We start from the raw sequence: 14,608 nt of genomic DNA, 5'->3' as shown, positions 1-14,608 counted from the left end.
TCTGCATGGGTTGAAATAAATGCAGGCTGGATATAAAGGTTTACTGAATTACAGATACAAAAAAGCCGAGCTAATGCTCGGCTTTCTCGTTCTTACGAACTGATTACTCAGCAGCTTCTTCAGCAGCTGGGCGATCTACAAGCTCAATGTAAGCCATTGGAGCTTTATCACCAGCACGGAAGCCAGCTTTTAGGATACGAGTGTAACCGCCCTGACGAGCAGCAAAACGTGGACCTAGTTCGTTAAATAGTTTTGCAACTACTTCGTTGTCACGAGTACGTGCAAATGCTAGACGACGGTTAGCAACACTGTCAGTCTTAGCTAGTGTAATCAAAGGCTCAACTACGCGACGTAGCTCTTTTGCTTTTGGCAAAGTAGTCTTGATAACTTCATGACGTACTAGAGAGCTAGCCATGTTGCTGAACATCGCTTTGCGATGTGAGCTGTTGCGGTTGAGTTGACGACCACTCTTACGATGGCGCATGACCTAATCCTTCTAACTAGTATCGATTAATCTTCAGCGATTGATGCAGGTGGCCAGTTTTCTAGGCGCATGCCCAGAGACAGACCACGTGACGCAAGTACGTCTTTAATCTCAGTAAGAGATTTTTTACCAAGGTTAGGCGTTTTAAGTAGCTCAACCTCAGTACGTTGTACTAGATCACCGATGTAGTGAATCGCTTCTGCTTTCAGACAGTTAGCAGAGCGAACTGTTAGTTCAAGATCGTCTACAGGACGCAGTAGGATCGGATCGAATTCTGGCTTCTCTTCCTTCTCCTCAGGAACTCGTACATCACGAAGATCTACGAATGCATCCAATTGTTCAGCTAGGATAGTAGCTGCACGACGGATTGCTTCCTCAGGTTCTAGAGTACCGTTTGTTTCCATATCGATAACAAGCTTGTCTAGATCAGTACGCTGTTCTACACGAGCTGCTTCTACAGCGTAGGCAATTTTGTCTACTGGGCTGTAAGTAGCATCTACTAGTAGGCGACCGATAGGACGCTCGTCTTCTTCGTTATGGATACGCGCAGAAGCTGGAACATAACCACGACCACGTTCAACTTTGATACGCATTGCGATCTCAGCGTTGTCATCCGTTAGGTGACAAATTACGTGTTCAGGGTTAGCGATCTCTACATCACCATCATGGGTGATGTCACCTGCAACCACAGGGCCCGAGCCTGATTTGTTCAAAGTAATGAACACTTCATCTTTGCCTTCGGCAACGCGCACAGCCAAACCTTTAAGGTTTAGAAGAATTTCAAGAATATCTTCTTGAACGCCTTCTTTCGTGCTGTACTCATGAAGTACGCCTTCAATTTCTACTTCTGTTACAGCACAACCTGGCATAGAAGATAGAAGGATGCGGCGAAGTGCATTACCCAGAGTATGACCAAAGCCACGCTCTAATGGCTCAAGAGTTACTTTTGCGTGAGTCGAGCTGATTTGTTCGATGTCAACTAGACGTGGCTTAAGAAATTCTGTTACAGAACCCTGCATTGTGTCCTCTCTTTAGTTTAAACCTTACTTAGAGTAAAGCTCGACGATCAATTGTTCGTTGATGTCAGCTGATAGATCAGAACGCTCAGGCATACGCTTGAATGTACCTTCCATCTTGCCACCATCTACTTCAATCCAAGTTGGTTTTTCACGTTGTTCAGCAACTTCTAGAGCTGCTTTGATACGAGCTTGCTGTTTAGCTTTCTCGCGAATAGAAACAACGTCATTAGCCGCTACTTTGAAAGAAGGAACGTTTACAACTTTACCGTTTACTAGGATAGCTTTGTGGCTAACTAGCTGACGTGCTTCTGCGCGAGTTGCACCAAAGCCCATGCGGTAAACTACGTTATCAAGACGACCTTCAAGAAGCTGAAGTAGGTTTTCACCAGTGTTGCCTTTTAGGCGAGCAGCTTCTTTGTAGTAGTTACGGAATTGTTTTTCTAGAACGCCGTACATACGACGTACTTTTTGCTTCTCACGAAGCTGAACGCCATACTCAGATAGACGACCGCGACGAGCGCCGTGTACACCTGGTGCGTTATCAATTTTACACTTGGTATCGATCGCGCGAACACCAGACTTAAGGAATAAGTCAGTGCCTTCACGACGGCTAAGCTTCAGCTTAGGACCCAAATATCTTGCCATGATTCTTCTCCAATTGTCCTAGAAACGTTATACGCGACGTTTCTTAGGTGGACGACAACCGTTATGAGGGATTGGTGTAGCATCAACGATGTTTGTGATGCGGAAACCAGCGGCGTTTAGTGCACGAACAGTAGATTCGCGACCTGGACCAGGACCCTTAACCATAACTTCCAAGTTCTTTAGGCCGTATTCTTTAGCCATTTCAGCACAACGCTCAGCAGCAACCTGTGCAGCGAACGGAGTAGACTTACGAGAACCACGGAAACCAGAACCACCTGCAGTAGCCCATGCAAGAGCGTTACCTTGACGGTCAGTAATGGTTACGATTGTGTTATTGAAAGAAGCATGGATGTGCGCAACGCCATCTGCAACTTGCTTGCGTACGCGCTTACGAGCGCGAGTTGGTTGTTTAGCCATTGTACTCTACCTTCCCGATTATTTCTTGATCGGCTTACGCGGACCCTTACGGGTGCGAGCGTTGGTTTTAGTACGCTGTCCACGTAGTGGTAGACTGCGACGATGACGAAGACCACGGTAACAGCCAAGGTCCATAAGACGCTTGATGTTCATAGATACTTCACGACGTAGATCACCTTCTACAGTGTACTTAGCTACACCATCACGCAGTTGATCGATCTGCTCTTCAGTTAGTTCACTGATCTTAACATTTTCAGCAATACCCACTTCAGCTAGGATAGCTTGAGAGCGAGTTTTACCGATGCCGTAGATCGCTGTTAGAGCGATTACTGCATGTTTCTGATCAGGAATGTTAATGCCTGCTATACGGGCCATTATTCACTCCTAAGTGTTTCTATAAAAGAATTAGCCGCAGCAAAGCCCGTTATGGATACGCTGCGGAATACTACTTCTTTTGCACGCAAAAGGTAGGCCGAGGAATATACTCGACCCAACCTTCATTTTCAAGTAAAAATTTCTGCTAATTAGCCTTGGCGCTGTTTGTGCTTTGGCTCACTGCAAATCACGCGAACGACACCGTTACGCTTGATTACTTTACAGTTACGGCAGATTTTTTTAACGGAAGCACGAACTTTCATTGCTAAACTCCGTAAATGAAACTGAGTCTACCGCCGGATTAACGGCCGTAGCCTTTCAGATTCGCTTTCTTCAACACAGAATCATACTGTTGAGACATCAGATGAGTCTGTACCTGTGCCATAAAGTCCATAATTACAACAACTACGATTAGTAGCGATGTACCGCCGAAGTAGAAACGTACGTTCCACGCGACCATCATGAACTCGGGAATCAGACAGATAAAGGTAATGTACAGTGCACCAGCAAGGGTTAAACGTGTCATTACTTTATCAATGTATTTCGCTGTCTGCTCACCTGGGCGGATACCGGGTACGAATGCACCAGACTTCTTCAAGTTATCTGCTGTTTCACGCGGGTTGAAAACCAACGCCGTGTAGAAGAAACAGAAGAAGATAATTGCTGCTGCATAAAGCATTACATACAACGGTTGACCAGGGCTAAGAGCCAAAGACACGTCAGTTAACCAACCGAACGCGCTGCTCTCACCGTTTTGACCAAACCACTGAGCCAATGTTCCTGGGAACAAGATAATACTTGATGCAAAAATCGCTGGAATTACACCTGCCATGTTAATTTTAAGAGGCAAGTGCGAGCTTTGCGCAGCAAACACTTTACGACCTTGTTGACGTTTCGCATAGTTAACGACGATTCGGCGTTGACCACGTTCCATGAAAACAACGAAGTAAATTACTGCAAAAGCTAATACCGCGATTAGCAACAGAAGAAGTACATGCAATTCACCTTGACGCGCTTGCTCGATTGTTTGACCGATTGCAGAAGGCAATCCAGCAACAATACCTGCAAAAATCAGTATCGAAATACCGTTACCAATTCCGCGCTCTGTAATTTGTTCACCTAACCACATCAAGAACATGGTACCGGTTACTAAACTTACGGTAGCAATTAGCGTAAACATGGTTTGGTTGATAACAACCAGATTGTCGACCATGTTTGGTAGGCCAGTTGCAATACCTATAGCTTGGAAGGTTGCAAGTACAAGCGTGCCGTAGCGTGTGTATTGGCTTATCTTACGACGGCCTGCTTCACCCTCTTTTTTGAGTTCAGCTAACGCTGGATGAACTACAGTTAGCAATTGGACAACAATAGATGCCGAAATATACGGCATGATGCCCAATGCTAATATAGATGCACGCTCAAGAGCACCACCGGAGAACATGTTAAACATTTCAACGATGGTACCTTTTTGCTGTTCGAACAAATCGGCAAGTACAGCAGCGTCAATACCAGGAATCGGCACAAAAGAGCCGGCTCGGAATACTAAAAGTGCACCAATTACGAATAACAAGCGCGACTTTAGTTCACTTAAGCCGCTCTGAGCACTACGAAAATCTTGTCCTGGTTTCTTAGCCATCTGTACCTCGTTCCTCGAGATTATTCCTCGATTTTACCGCCTGCAGCTTCGATTGCAGCTTTAGCGCCTTTAGTCACACGTAGACCTTTAACAGTCACTGCTTTGTTGATTTCACCAGAAAGAACAACTTTTACAAACTCGATGTTCTTAGTGATGATGTTAGCAGCTTTAAGACTGTTTAGATCAACTACGTCACCAGAAACTTTCGCTAGCTCAGCTAGACGAACTTCAGCAGACACTAGGCTCTTACGAGAAGTGAAACCGAATTTTGGTAGACGTTGTTTCAGAGGCATCTGACCGCCTTCGAAACCTGGACGAACACTGCCGCCAGAACGTGATTTTTGACCTTTGTGACCACGGCCACCAGTTTTACCTAGGCCTGAACCGATACCACGACCTACTCGCTTCGCAGAAGTTTTCGCGCCAGCAGCCGGTGCTAGAGTATTCAAACGCATTCTGATTACTCCTCAACTTTAACCATGTAGTAAACCTTGTTGATCATACCGCGAATACACGGAGTATCTTCAAGTTCTACTGTGTGGTTGATTTTACGAAGACCTAGACCGCGCAAAGTAGCTTTGTGCTTTGGCAGACGACCAATTGAGCTTTTAGTTTGAGTTACTTTAATAGTTGCCATGGTGTTCTTACTCCGAAATAGATTCAACAGTTAGACCACGTTTAGCAGCAACCATTTCTGGTGACTTCATGCTACCTAGTGCATCGATCGTTGCACGAACGATGTTGATAGGGTTCGTAGAACCGTACGCTTTAGATAGTACGTTGTGTACACCAGCAACTTCTAGTACTGCACGCATCGCACCACCTGCGATAACACCAGTACCTTCTGCAGCAGGCTGCATGTAAACTTTAGAGCCCGAATGGCGACCTTTCACTGGGTGGTGAAGAGTGCCTTCGTTTAGAGCGATCGTAGTCATGTTACGACGCGCTTTTTCCATTGCTTTTTGAATCGCTGCAGGTACTTCACGAGCTTTGCCGTAACCGAAACCTACACGACCGTTACCGTCACCAACTACTGTTAGTGCAGTGAAGCTCATGATTCGACCACCTTTAACCGTTTTAGAAACACGGTTAACTGCGATTAGCTTTTCTTGCAAATCATTCGCTTGAACTTGTTGTTCTTTAGCCATCTTCCAACCCTACCTTAGAATTTCAGACCAGCTTCGCGAGCAGATTCTGCTAGCGCCGCTACTCGACCGTGGTATTGGAAACCAGAACGATCAAATGCAACTGCAGTTACGCCCTTCTCTAGAGCGCGCTCAGCAATAGCTTTACCCACTGCTTTAGCTGCATCAACGTTACCAGTGTATTTCACTTGCTCACGGATCGCTTTTTCTACAGTAGAAGCTGCTGCGATAACCTCAGAGCCGTTAGCCGCGATAACCTGTGCGTACACGTGACGAGGAGTACGGTGTACAACTAGGCGAGTCGCACCCAGTTCTGCAATCTTACGACGTGCACGTGTAGCACGACGGATGCGAGATGCTTTCTTATCCATAGTGTTACCTTACTTCTTCTTAGCTTCTTTAGTACGCACATTTTCATCTGCGTAACGAACACCTTTGCCTTTGTATGGCTCAGGCTCACGGTAAGAACGAATGTCAGCCGCAACTTGACCAACTAGTTGCTTGTCAGCACCAGTGATCACGATTTCAGTTTGGCTTGGACATTCAGCTTTAATACCCGCTGGCAACTCGTGCTCAACTGGGTGTGAGAAGCCTAGTGTTAGACCTACAGCGTTGCCTTTGATAGCAGCACGGTAACCTACACCTTTAAGAGTTAGCTTCTTAGTAAAGCCTTCAGTAACACCAACAACCATGTTGTTAACTAGAGCGCGAGCAGTACCTGCTTGAGCCCATGCGTTAGCAACACCTTCTTTAGGACCGAAAGTCAGGTTATTTTCTTCCTGAGCGATTACAACTGCGTTGTTAAGAACGCGAGTTAGTTCGCCTTTCGCACCTTTTACAGTGATTTCTTGGCCGTTTAGTTTCACCTCTACGCCAGCTGGAATAGCGACAGGTGCTTTTGCAACACGAGACATAGTCTACTCCTTATTAAGCTACGTAAGCGATGATTTCACCACCAAGACCTGCTTTACGTGCAGCGCGGTCTGACATAAGACCCTTGGAAGTAGAAACGATAGCAATACCAAGACCACCCATTACAGAAGGAAGTTCATCTTTCTTCTTGTAAACACGTAGACCTGGACGAGAAACACGTTTAAGTTGCTCGATTACTGGTTTAGCTTGGAAGTACTTAAGTGTAACTTCTAGCTCAGGTTTTGCTTCGCCTTCAACAGCGAAGTCAACGATGTAACCTTCAGCTTTTAGTAGTGCAGCAATTGCAACTTTAAGCTTTGAAGAAGGCATTTTTACAGCAACTTTGTTTGCTGCCTGACCGTTACGAACACGGGTCAGCATATCCGAAATCGGATCTTGCATGCTCATATGATTTACTCCAAATGATTAAGTGGCAATTACCAGCTAGCCTTACGAAGACCCGGAATCTCGCCTTTCATGCAAGCTTCACGAACCTTAATACGGCTTAGACCGAACTTACGTAGGTAACCGTGTGGACGACCAGTTTGGTTGCAACGGTTGCGCTGACGTGATGCACTTGAATCACGTGGAAGAGATTGCAGTGTAAGAACCGCGTTCCAACGATCTTCTTCAGATGCGTTTACATCGCTGATGATAGCTTTTAGCGCTGCACGCTTTTCAGCGAACTTAGCTACTAGCTTCGCACGTTTTGCTTCACGTGCTTTCATTGAATTTTTAGCCATAACAGTAACCCTTCACCTTACTTACGGAATGGGAAGTTAAAGGCAGCCAGCAGAGCACGGCCTTCCTCATCAGTACCAGCAGACGTCGTAATAGTGATGTCTAGACCGCGTACTCGATCAACTTTATCAAAGTCGATTTCCGGGAAGATGATTTGCTCGCGAACGCCCATGCTGTAGTTACCGCGACCGTCAAAAGACTTAGCGCTAACACCACGGAAGTCACGTACACGTGGAAGAGCGATGTTAATTAAACGCTCAAGAAAATCCCACATACGTTCGCCACGCAAGGTTACTTTACAACCGATAGGGTAGCCTTCACGGATTTTGAAACCTGCAACAGATTTGCGCGCTTTTGTGATAAGTGGCTTTTGACCAGAGATCGTTGCCATATCAGACGCTGCATTTTCTAGCAGTTTCTTATCGTTGATTGCTTCACCAACACCCATGTTTAGGGTGATTTTCTCGATTCTAGGGACTTGCATGACGCTTGTGTAACCGAACTGTTTGGTCAGTTCAGCGACTACAGACGACTTGTAGTAATCATGCAGTTTCGCCATAGTAGAACTCCAAATTACTTCTATTAGTTAGAAACGGTTTCGCCGTTAGACTTGAAGAAACGAACTTTTTTGCCGTCTTCAAAACGGAAACCGATACGGTCAGCTTTACCAGTAGCTGCGTTAAAGATAGCCACGTTAGAAACGTCGATAGCTGCTTCTTGCTCTACGATACCGCCTTGGATACCCATAGCTGGAACAGGTTTCTGATGTTTCTTAACTAGGTTGATACCTTCAACGATAACTTTACCAGTTGCTAGAACCTTAGTTACTTTACCTTTCTTGCCTTTGTCTTTACCAGCAAGAACGATTACTTCGTCATTACGACGGATTTTAGCTGCCATTTCTACGTGCTCCTTACAGAACTTCTGGAGCCAGTGAAACGATCTTCATGAACTTATCGCCACGAAGTTCGCGTGTCACAGGACCAAAGATACGTGTACCGATTGGTTGCTCAGTATTGTCGTTTAGCAATACGCAAGCATTTCGGTCGAAGCGAATGACAGAACCGTCAGGACGACGTACGCCTTTACGGGTGCGCACTACCACCGCCTTCAGAACATCACCTTTTTTAACTTTACCGCGAGGGATTGCTTCCTTCACAGTAACTTTGATGACGTCACCGATATGTGCATAACGGCGGTGAGAGCCACCCAGAACCTTAATACACATTACGCTGCGTGCGCCTGAGTTATCAGCTGCGTCCAGCATACTTTGCATTTGGATCATGTTAGTGCTCCGCTAAATATTAATAACTAGACCCATCACGGGTCGGGCTGCCTCTTTAAAAGGGACGCGAATTGTACCACCCTTTTTTGTGATTGGGTAGTCAAAAAATAAACGGCTCCAAAAATATTTTGGAGCCGCTTTAGTTTCATAGAATTAACGAGATTAAATCTTCGCCTTTTCTAGAACTTTTACCAAAGTCCAAGACTTAGTCTTAGACAGTGGACGACACTCTGCGATTTCAACTGTGTCGCCTAGGCCACACTCGTTGTTCTCGTCATGTGCGTGTACTTTAGTCGTACGTTTTACGTATTTACCGTAGATTGGGTGTTTTACGAAACGTTCGATAGCAACAGTGATAGACTTGTCCATCTTGTCGCTAACAACACGACCTTGTTGAGTACGTTTTACTTCGCTCATTATGCGCCTGCCTTCTCAGTCAAAACAGTTTTCACACGTGCGATATCACGGCGTACAGCTTTCAGAGTATGAGTTTGCTGTAGTTGACCAGTCGCAGCTTGCATGCGCAAGTTGAACTGTTCGCGTAGCAAATTCATTAGCTCAGCGTTAAGCTCTTCAACGCTTTTCTCGCGTAGATCTTGTGCTTTCATCACATCACCTGCTTAGTTACAAATGTAGTTTTGAAAGGCAGTTTACGTGCCGCAAGACGGAACGCTTCACGTGCCAATTCTTCAGGTACACCACCCATTTCGTACATAACCTTACCAGGTTGGATTTGGGCTACCCAGTACTCAACGTTACCTTTACCCTTACCTTGACGAACTTCAAGTGGTTTTTCTGTGATTGGTTTGTCTGGGAACACACGGATCCAGATTTTACCTTGACGCTTAACGTGACGTGTCATTGCACGACGTGCCGCTTCGATTTGACGAGCAGTTAGACGACCACGGCCAACAGCTTTAAGACCGAATTCGCCGAAGCTTACATCAGTACCTTTAGCTAGACCACGGTTACGACCAGTCTGAACCTTACGGAACTTAGTACGTTTAGGTTGTAGCATCTGTCGACTCCTTACTTACGGCCTTTACGCTGCTTCTTAGGCTTGTCGCCTTTAGGCTCTACAGCGTTAGCTGCTGGCATACCACCTAGGATTTCACCTTTGAAGATCCAAGTTTTAATGCCGATCACACCGTATTGAGTGTGAGCCGAAGAAGTTGCGTAATCAATGTCAGCACGTAGAGTGTGTAGAGGCACACGGCCTTCACGGTACCACTCTGAACGTGCGATTTCAGCGCCGCCTAGACGACCGCTTACTTCCACTTTGATACCTTTAGCGCCTAGGCGCATTGCGTTTTGTACTGCGCGCTTCATAGCACGACGGAACATAACACGACGCTCTAGCTGAGACGCGATGCTGTCACCAACAAGTTGCGCATCTAGTTCAGGCTTACGTACTTCAGCGATGTTAATTTGCGCTGGTACACCTGCAATTTTAGCTACAGCTGCGCGTAGCTTCTCAACGTCTTCACCTTTCTTACCGATAACAACGCCTGGACGAGCAGTGTGAATAGTCACACGGATGCTCTTAGCAGGACGCTCGATAACGATACGTGATAGAGACGCTTTTTTCAGTTCACTTGTAAGGAACTGACGTACCTTGAAGTCGCCGTCTAGGTTGTCAGCGAAATCTTTGGTGTTAGCAAACCATGTAGCATTCCAAGGCTTAACGATGCCTAGACGAATACCATTTGGATGTACTTTTTGACCCATTGCTTACTCTCCTAGTCTCTAGCGATCTGCTACAACAACAGTGATGTGGCTTGAACGCTTCAAGATACGATCCGCACGACCTTTAGCACGAGGCATAATACGCTTCATGGTTGGGCCTTCATCTACAAAGATTTTTGCGACATTCAGATCGTCAATATCTGCACCTTCGTTGTGCTCCGCGTTAGCGATAGCAGACTCTAGAACTTTCTTAACTAGTGCAGCAGCTTTTTTGTTGCTGAACGTTAGGATTTCTAGAGCTTGGTCAACAGATTTACCACGGATTAGATCCGCAACTAAGCGAGCTTTCTGAGGCGAAATGCGAGCAAAGTTATGTTTAGCAATTGCTTCCATTATCTACTCCTTAGCGCTTCTTAGCTTTCTTATCCGCAGCGTGACCGCGGTAAGTACGTGTTGGTGCGAATTCACCCAGTTTGTGACCGATCATTTCATCAGTTACAAATACTGGTACGTGCTGACGACCATTATGGACAGCGATGGTCAAACCGATCATCGTAGGGATGATCATTGAACGACGGGACCAAGTCTTAATAGGCTTTTTGTCTCCGCTTTCCACCGCTTTCTCTACCTTCTTCAGCAAGTGTAGGTCAATAAAAGGACCTTTCTTGAGAGAACGTGGCATGGCGATTCCTCTTTATATAGATTACTTGTTACGACGACGTACGATGTACTTGTCAGTGCGTTTGTTCTTACGAGTCTTGAAGCCTTTAGTAGGCATACCCCAAGGAGATACTGGGTGACGACCACCAGAAGTACGGCCTTCACCACCACCATGTGGGTGGTCAATCGGGTTCATTACAACACCACGAACCGTTGGACGGATACCGCGATGACGTGATGCACCTGCTTTACCAAGTTCACGTAGCATGTGCTCAGAGTTACCAACTTCACCGATTGTTGCACGGCCTTCAGAAAGAACTTTGCGCATCTCGCCAGAACGTAGACGGATAGTTACGTACGCACCGTCGCGAGCAACGATTTGAGCGTAAGCACCAGCCGAACGAGCTAGCTGACCACCTTTACCAGGCTTAAGTTCAACGTTATGTACTGTTGAACCTACTGGGATATTACGCATTGGTAGAGTGTTACCAGCTTTGATTGGTGCATCAACACCAGACTGAATAACATCACCAGCTACAACACCTTTAGGTGCTAGGATGTAGCGACGCTCACCGTCTTTGTAAAGAACTAGAGCAATGTTTGCGCTACGGTTTGGATCGTATTCAAGACGCTCAACTGTCGCTGGAATACCATCTTTAGTACGTTTGAAGTCAACTACACGGTAGTGGTGCTTGTGACCACCGCCGATGTGACGTACTGTGATACGACCCTTGTTGTTACGACCACCGTTCTTAGAGTTTTTCTCTAGAAGAGGTGCGTATGGCTTGCCCTTGTGTAGGTCAGCGTTAACAACTTTAACAACGTGACGACGACCAGGGGAAGTCGGCTTACATTTAACAATAGCCATTTTTAACTACTCCTGTTATTCCGCGCCGCCAACGAAGTCAAGATCTTGACCTTCTTTCAAAGTAACGTACGCTTTCTTAACGTCGCTGCGGCGACCTTGGCGTAGACCTTGACGTTTGGTCTTACCCTTAGTGATAAGAGTATTTACAGACTTAACTTCAACTTCAAATAGCTTTTCTACAGCTGCTTTGATCTCTTTTTTAGTCGCATCTTTAGCTACTTTGAAAACGATAGTGTTCGCTTTCTCAGCTGCCATAGTTGCTTTTTCAGAGATGTGCGGTGCACGTAGAACTTTTAGGATACGCTCTTCAGTGATCATGCTAGCATTTCCTCTACTTGCTTAACTGCTTCTGCAGTCATTACAACTTTGTCAAACGCGATTAGAGATACTGGATCGATACCAGCAACATCACGTGCGTCAACTTTGTATAGGTTACGAGCAGCTAGGAATAGATTCTCATCTACTTCGCTAGTCACGATTAGAGCGTCAGTTAGCTCAAGCTCTTTAAGCTTAGCAACTAGCTCTTTAGTCTTTGGTGCTTCAACTGAGAAGTTATCAACAACGATTAGACGCTCTTGACGAACAAGCTCAGAAAGAATGCTCTTCATAGCACCACGGTACATTTTTTTGTTTACTTTTTGGCTGTGATCTTGTGGTTTCGCAGCAAAAGTAACACCACCTGTACGCCAGATTGGGCTACGGATTGTACCAGCACGCGCACGGCCAGTACCTTTTTGACGCCATGGCTTAGCGCCACCGCCAGAAACTTCTGAACGTGTTTTTTGAGCACGAGTACCTTGACGAGCACCTGCTGCGTACGCAACAACTACTTGGTGTACAAGAGCTTCGTTAAACTCACGTCCGAAAGTAGTTTCGGAAACAGTTAGTGCATCGGCACCTTTAACCATTAGTTCCATTACTTACTCCTGAGACGTTATGCTTTAACAGCTGGTTTAACGATCACGTTGCCGCCAGTTGCGCCTGGGACTGCACCTTTAATAAGAAGCAGGTTGCGCTCAGCGTCAACACGTACGATCTCTAGGTTTTGAGTCGTTACACGCTCAGCACCCATGTGACCTGCCATTTTCTTGCCTTTAAATACGCGACCTGGAGTCTGACATTGACCGATAGAACCAGGAGCACGGTGAGACAATGAGTTACCGTGAGTCATATCTTGAGTACGGAAGTTCCAACGCTTAACAGCGCCTTGGAAACCTTTACCCTTAGATGTACCAGTAACGTCTACTTTCTTAGTTTCGTTGAATAGTTCAACAGTTAGTTCTGAACCAACTTCGAACTCTTCGCCGTTTTCTAAACGGAATTCCCAAAGACCGCGACCAGCTTCAACGCCAGCTTTAGCAAAGTGACCTGCTTCAGCTTTGTTTACACGGTTAGCTTTCTTAGAACCAGCTGTAACCTGGATTGCTGCGTAGCCGTCAGTTTCAAGAGTTTTCACTTGAGAAACACGGTTAGCTTCAACCTCAACAACTGTTACTGGGATAGAAACGCCTTCTTCAGTAAATACGCGGGTCATGCCCACTTTACGACCGATTAGACCAATCATACTTCTAATCTCCCTTAACCTAGGCTAATTTGAACGTCAACGCCCGCAGCAAGGTCTAGACGCATTAGAGCATCAACAGTCTTGTCTGTTGGCTCAACGATGTCGATTAGACGCTTGTGAGTACGGATTTCGTACTGGTCACGTGCTTTCTTGTTAACGTGTGGAGAGATAAGAACTGTGAAACGCTCTTTACGAGTTGGCAGTGGGATTGGACCACGAACCTGTGCGCCAGTGCGCTTAGCTGTTTCAACGATTTCCGCTGTAGAAGCATCGATTAGTTTGTAATCGAAAGCTTTTAGGCGGATACGGATACGTTGGTTCTGCATGAGACAGAGCTCCAAATTTAATAAATTACACAAACAATATCGCCACTCAAACTCGTCAAGACGAGAGAATGCCGATTGATTTATGTGAAACCGTAGCATCCAAGATTAGGACGCATTGTCAGTTAATTTTCGATTAACTATCCCTATATGCCAAAGTCACCTTTGAGGATAGTTTTTCCGAAGAAAAGATAGCTAATTGTATTAACCGCGAACATAAGCTGAGTATACATTACCTCACAAATCCTTAGATTTGCTCGCTCCTCACTGCTCATTGGTTCACAACTGGCTTAACCAGTGCGCTGCATTATACAGATCACACTTTAGGTTGCAAGCGCTGAGTGAAAAATAATCGGGAATATTCCAAACCCCATACATTCCTCTTCGCTTGGTAGCCATTAAAACAAAAAGGACGCCGAAGCGTCCTTTTCTAAACTGTAATCGTAATAGCGGCTGCTATTATTTCTTACCGCTTGATAGTGCACCGAAACGTTTGTTGAAGCGATCAACACGGCCGCCTGTATCAACGATACGTTGCTTACCAGTGTAGAATGGGTGACACTTGTCACATACGTCTAGGTGGATAGACTCTTTACCTAGAGTAGAGTTGAACTCAAAAGAGTTGCCGCAAGAACAAGTCGCTTTTACTGCTTTGTATTCTGGGTGGATACCAGCTTTCATGGGATAACCTCAATAGTAGGCCGTGTCGCTATACGAATCTAAGCCGCACACCACACGCAATTAATAATAAAATGGGATACCGCATCAACTAATTGCCGAAGCCATATCTCAAGGCGCGATATAGTAAAGAATCACATTGCTCGGATCAACACATTTGGCAACTTTTT

The 14,608-nt window shown here is 45.7% G+C and carries 29 protein-coding genes; all 29 read right to left on the bottom strand.

Annotation, left to right across the window (positions count from 1 at the left end):
• Positions 1-103 precede the first annotated feature (103 nt).
• Entirely contained in the window at positions 104-484 is a 381-nt protein-coding gene (rplQ, locus tag N646_RS12300; RefSeq protein WP_005383141.1) for a 50S ribosomal protein L17, read from the bottom strand.
• A gap of 26 nt (positions 485-510) precedes the next feature.
• A complete protein-coding gene (locus tag N646_RS12295) occupies positions 511-1,503 on the bottom strand; it encodes a DNA-directed RNA polymerase subunit alpha (RefSeq protein ID WP_005383143.1) in 993 nt (330 codons plus the stop codon).
• 24 nt (positions 1,504-1,527) lie between these two features.
• Positions 1,528-2,148, bottom strand: a complete 621-nt coding sequence (gene rpsD / locus N646_RS12290) for a 30S ribosomal protein S4 (protein WP_005383146.1) — start codon at positions 2,146-2,148, stop codon at positions 1,528-1,530.
• A gap of 27 nt (positions 2,149-2,175) precedes the next feature.
• Entirely contained in the window at positions 2,176-2,565 is a 390-nt protein-coding gene (gene rpsK / locus N646_RS12285) for a 30S ribosomal protein S11 (protein WP_001118870.1), read from the bottom strand.
• Between the two features lie 18 nt (positions 2,566-2,583).
• Complete coding sequence (gene rpsM, locus N646_RS12280; RefSeq protein ID WP_005383154.1) at positions 2,584-2,940, bottom strand: 30S ribosomal protein S13; 357 nt, start codon at positions 2,938-2,940, stop codon at positions 2,584-2,586.
• 149 nt (positions 2,941-3,089) lie between these two features.
• A complete protein-coding gene (gene rpmJ, locus N646_RS12275; RefSeq protein WP_000868186.1) occupies positions 3,090-3,203 on the bottom strand; it encodes a 50S ribosomal protein L36 in 114 nt (37 codons plus the stop codon).
• Between the two features lie 38 nt (positions 3,204-3,241).
• Positions 3,242-4,576, bottom strand: a complete 1,335-nt coding sequence (gene secY / locus N646_RS12270; protein WP_005379562.1) for a preprotein translocase subunit SecY — start codon at positions 4,574-4,576, stop codon at positions 3,242-3,244.
• Between the two features lie 20 nt (positions 4,577-4,596).
• Positions 4,597-5,031 carry a 50S ribosomal protein L15 gene (gene rplO / locus N646_RS12265; protein WP_005383155.1) on the bottom strand — a complete coding sequence of 145 codons (435 nt, stop codon included), beginning with the start codon at positions 5,029-5,031 and terminating at the stop codon, positions 4,597-4,599.
• A 5-nt stretch (positions 5,032-5,036) separates the two neighbouring features.
• Positions 5,037-5,213: a 50S ribosomal protein L30 gene (gene rpmD / locus N646_RS12260; RefSeq protein ID WP_005379565.1), complete on the bottom strand. Its 177-nt coding sequence runs from the start codon at positions 5,211-5,213 to the stop codon at positions 5,037-5,039.
• A gap of 7 nt (positions 5,214-5,220) precedes the next feature.
• Positions 5,221-5,724 (bottom strand): 30S ribosomal protein S5, encoded by a 504-nt coding sequence (rpsE, locus tag N646_RS12255; RefSeq protein WP_004745894.1) that lies wholly within the window; start codon positions 5,722-5,724, stop codon positions 5,221-5,223.
• A 14-nt stretch (positions 5,725-5,738) separates the two neighbouring features.
• Positions 5,739-6,092 (bottom strand): 50S ribosomal protein L18, encoded by a 354-nt coding sequence (gene rplR, locus N646_RS12250; protein WP_005379568.1) that lies wholly within the window; start codon positions 6,090-6,092, stop codon positions 5,739-5,741.
• Positions 6,093-6,101: 9 nt separating this feature from the next.
• The gene (gene rplF / locus N646_RS12245) at positions 6,102-6,635 is read right to left on the bottom strand and encodes a 50S ribosomal protein L6 (RefSeq protein ID WP_005379570.1); all 534 of its coding nucleotides are present in this window, start codon (positions 6,633-6,635) and stop codon (positions 6,102-6,104) included.
• Positions 6,636-6,648: 13 nt separating this feature from the next.
• Positions 6,649-7,041, bottom strand: coding sequence for a 30S ribosomal protein S8 (rpsH, locus tag N646_RS12240; RefSeq protein ID WP_005379572.1), 393 nt, complete (start codon positions 7,039-7,041; stop codon positions 6,649-6,651).
• A 29-nt stretch (positions 7,042-7,070) separates the two neighbouring features.
• Complete coding sequence (rpsN, locus tag N646_RS12235; RefSeq protein ID WP_004410442.1) at positions 7,071-7,376, bottom strand: 30S ribosomal protein S14; 306 nt, start codon at positions 7,374-7,376, stop codon at positions 7,071-7,073.
• Between the two features lie 17 nt (positions 7,377-7,393).
• Complete coding sequence (gene rplE, locus N646_RS12230) at positions 7,394-7,933, bottom strand: 50S ribosomal protein L5 (protein ID WP_005379573.1); 540 nt, start codon at positions 7,931-7,933, stop codon at positions 7,394-7,396.
• A gap of 23 nt (positions 7,934-7,956) precedes the next feature.
• The gene (rplX, locus tag N646_RS12225) at positions 7,957-8,274 is read right to left on the bottom strand and encodes a 50S ribosomal protein L24 (RefSeq protein WP_005379574.1); all 318 of its coding nucleotides are present in this window, start codon (positions 8,272-8,274) and stop codon (positions 7,957-7,959) included.
• Positions 8,275-8,287: 13 nt separating this feature from the next.
• Positions 8,288-8,659 (bottom strand): 50S ribosomal protein L14, encoded by a 372-nt coding sequence (gene rplN / locus N646_RS12220; protein ID WP_004410450.1) that lies wholly within the window; start codon positions 8,657-8,659, stop codon positions 8,288-8,290.
• Positions 8,660-8,821: 162 nt separating this feature from the next.
• Positions 8,822-9,076: a 30S ribosomal protein S17 gene (rpsQ, locus tag N646_RS12215; protein ID WP_005379575.1), complete on the bottom strand. Its 255-nt coding sequence runs from the start codon at positions 9,074-9,076 to the stop codon at positions 8,822-8,824.
• A complete protein-coding gene (rpmC, locus tag N646_RS12210; RefSeq protein WP_005379576.1) occupies positions 9,076-9,267 on the bottom strand; it encodes a 50S ribosomal protein L29 in 192 nt (63 codons plus the stop codon). The genes rpsQ and rpmC overlap by 1 nt, the downstream gene beginning before the upstream one ends.
• Complete coding sequence (rplP, locus tag N646_RS12205; RefSeq protein WP_005379577.1) at positions 9,267-9,677, bottom strand: 50S ribosomal protein L16; 411 nt, start codon at positions 9,675-9,677, stop codon at positions 9,267-9,269. Before rplP ends, rpmC begins: the two co-directional genes overlap by 1 nt.
• 11 nt (positions 9,678-9,688) lie before the next feature.
• A complete protein-coding gene (gene rpsC / locus N646_RS12200; RefSeq protein ID WP_005383161.1) occupies positions 9,689-10,387 on the bottom strand; it encodes a 30S ribosomal protein S3 in 699 nt (232 codons plus the stop codon).
• A gap of 18 nt (positions 10,388-10,405) precedes the next feature.
• A complete protein-coding gene (gene rplV, locus N646_RS12195) occupies positions 10,406-10,738 on the bottom strand; it encodes a 50S ribosomal protein L22 (RefSeq protein WP_005383164.1) in 333 nt (110 codons plus the stop codon).
• Between the two features lie 10 nt (positions 10,739-10,748).
• Positions 10,749-11,027, bottom strand: coding sequence for a 30S ribosomal protein S19 (rpsS, locus tag N646_RS12190; RefSeq protein WP_004394525.1), 279 nt, complete (start codon positions 11,025-11,027; stop codon positions 10,749-10,751).
• 21 nt (positions 11,028-11,048) lie between these two features.
• Positions 11,049-11,873, bottom strand: coding sequence for a 50S ribosomal protein L2 (gene rplB / locus N646_RS12185; RefSeq protein WP_005383168.1), 825 nt, complete (start codon positions 11,871-11,873; stop codon positions 11,049-11,051).
• A gap of 15 nt (positions 11,874-11,888) precedes the next feature.
• Positions 11,889-12,191 (bottom strand): 50S ribosomal protein L23, encoded by a 303-nt coding sequence (gene rplW, locus N646_RS12180; RefSeq protein WP_004398471.1) that lies wholly within the window; start codon positions 12,189-12,191, stop codon positions 11,889-11,891.
• Entirely contained in the window at positions 12,188-12,790 is a 603-nt protein-coding gene (gene rplD, locus N646_RS12175; RefSeq protein WP_005379556.1) for a 50S ribosomal protein L4, read from the bottom strand. Before rplD ends, rplW begins: the two co-directional genes overlap by 4 nt.
• Positions 12,791-12,807: 17 nt before the next feature.
• The gene (rplC, locus tag N646_RS12170) at positions 12,808-13,437 is read right to left on the bottom strand and encodes a 50S ribosomal protein L3 (protein WP_005379555.1); all 630 of its coding nucleotides are present in this window, start codon (positions 13,435-13,437) and stop codon (positions 12,808-12,810) included.
• Between the two features lie 14 nt (positions 13,438-13,451).
• Entirely contained in the window at positions 13,452-13,763 is a 312-nt protein-coding gene (gene rpsJ / locus N646_RS12165) for a 30S ribosomal protein S10 (protein WP_004410492.1), read from the bottom strand.
• A 456-nt stretch (positions 13,764-14,219) separates the two neighbouring features.
• The gene (gene rpmE / locus N646_RS12160) at positions 14,220-14,441 is read right to left on the bottom strand and encodes a 50S ribosomal protein L31 (RefSeq protein WP_005379546.1); all 222 of its coding nucleotides are present in this window, start codon (positions 14,439-14,441) and stop codon (positions 14,220-14,222) included.
• Positions 14,442-14,608 lie beyond the last annotated feature (167 nt).

It is taken from the genome of Vibrio alginolyticus NBRC 15630 = ATCC 17749, from assembly GCF_000354175.2.
GTDB classification, from domain to species: Bacteria; Pseudomonadota; Gammaproteobacteria; order Enterobacterales; family Vibrionaceae; genus Vibrio; species Vibrio alginolyticus.
Note: the sequence above shows the minus strand (reverse complement) of the source record. Positions and strands in the feature narration are given on the sequence as shown.